Raw genomic sequence first — 1,570 nt, forward strand, 5'->3', positions numbered from 1 at the left:
TTAGCTCAGTTGGGAGAGCATCGCCCTTACAAGGCGAGGGTCGCTGGTTCAAGCCCAGCAACGACCACCACATAAAAAAACCTGCTTTCGAGCAGGTTTTTTGCTATCTACGCACTAATAATACTGAAACTCACGATAAAGAGAGCATCGCCCCCTCTTTATCAAGCCCCGAGCCGCACGCTGGTTCAAGCCCAGCAACGACCATCACATAAAAAACCTGCTTTCGAGCAGGTTTTTTGCTATCTGGGCACGGATAATCCCGAGACTCACGATAAAGAGAGCATCGCCCCCCTCTTTATCAAGCCCCAAGCCGCACGCTGGCTCAAGCCCAGCAACCTAAAAACCTACTTTCGAACAGTTTTTCAATTTACGATTTCGAATAGTGAATTAAACATGCTTAATGGAATCGTCAGCCAGAAATGTATCCTCATTCAATCCCAAGAAACGATTTAACGACTCTGCAATAATCAGAGCGCTTTCATCCGACTCAAGCCCCTTCAACACCCTTACGATTTCATCCTCGCCAAATAAGGCATAGACTTCATTGGAAATAGAGTAAGACGTCATCCCCTTTTCCCTTGTAACAGTATCGACTTTCTCATGAGCAACAAAGTGTCTTACATCCGAGATATCGAACGAACAACCACCAGCCCAAGGAATAGGATAGTGCGACACGGTAAATTTAGACTTAGTAGCAAAAATCTTGGTTTTGTTTAACCAGCTAGCTAAAGCCCAATACGCGAACACTGAAGAGATAACAACATGAAGAACAGGAAGAAAAAGGACGTCAAACTCGCTTCTGAAAACGAATATCCACAAAATCGCAAACACTGAGATGATGAGTGAACCTACTCCACTCCAAGTTCGCACTATCGTAATACTATCTGAGTTAGAAGATATGACGATATCATCTATGAAGGTTGTTTCCGTATTATCATCCATGATGACTCACTCTTGATCTAGGCATAGTGTTCATTATTAATTAACGACCAAAGTGGAACATAACAGTCGTTGTTAGTGCATCCCACTGTCTATTTTAGGGATCACTACCCCCCAAAGAACACAAACTAATAATATATCAATCAAAAATAATTCATACTAGCAGCCTTCACACCTAACCACTTGAAATACACAAGCCTGGGTTAAGGTTCAATAACTCCTACCTACTAAAAGTTATTCATGGTGATAAGGACAACGTCTCGATTCACTGCATTAATTTAGCGCACAAACATTGTAGTGGCATAGTGAATTTGGCCACCTGAATAGACGAAGTGATAGACTCACTTCCGGACAAAAGGTGGTAGAAATGAAGAACACAAGACCGACATTCAGCGCAGAGTTCAAGTTAGAAGCCGCTCAGCTGGTAACGAAGCAGGGCTACAGCGTAGCCGAGGCAGCAAGCGCTATGGGCGTGAGCGACTCAGCCATGCGTAAATGGGTAAACCAGCTGCGACAGGAGAAGCAAGGCGTATCCCCTAAAGGCTCACCGCTAACCCCCGAACAACAGCGGATCCGCGAGCTGGAGAAGAAACTCCGCCGCATTGAAGAAGAGAATACCATTTTGAAAAAG

2 protein-coding genes are annotated in these 1,570 nt (G+C 44.4%); one reads left to right on the forward strand and one right to left on the reverse strand.

Translation table 11 applies throughout. The features are described from left to right. Positions 1-387: 387 nt before the first annotated feature. Positions 388-942 carry a hypothetical protein gene (locus G462_RS0121165; RefSeq protein ID WP_026960737.1) on the reverse strand — a complete coding sequence of 185 codons (555 nt, stop codon included), beginning with the start codon at positions 940-942 and terminating at the stop codon, positions 388-390. A gap of 364 nt (positions 943-1,306) precedes the next feature. Here G462_RS0121165 and G462_RS0121170 point away from each other — a divergent pair. Beyond that, a partial coding sequence (locus G462_RS0121170) for an IS3 family transposase (protein WP_026960738.1) occupies positions 1,307-1,570 on the forward strand: 264 nt, incomplete at its 3' end.

Origin of the sequence: Aliagarivorans taiwanensis DSM 22990 (genome assembly GCF_000429505.1) — a bacterium.
GTDB classification, from domain to species: domain Bacteria; phylum Pseudomonadota; class Gammaproteobacteria; order Enterobacterales; family Celerinatantimonadaceae; genus Aliagarivorans; species Aliagarivorans taiwanensis.

What these genes read in the sequence shown, in the direction of transcription:
- G462_RS0121165 (WP_026960737.1), bottom strand. Translation starts at nt 942, where the DNA reads ATGGATGATAATACGGAAACAACCTTCATAGATGATATCGTCATATCT.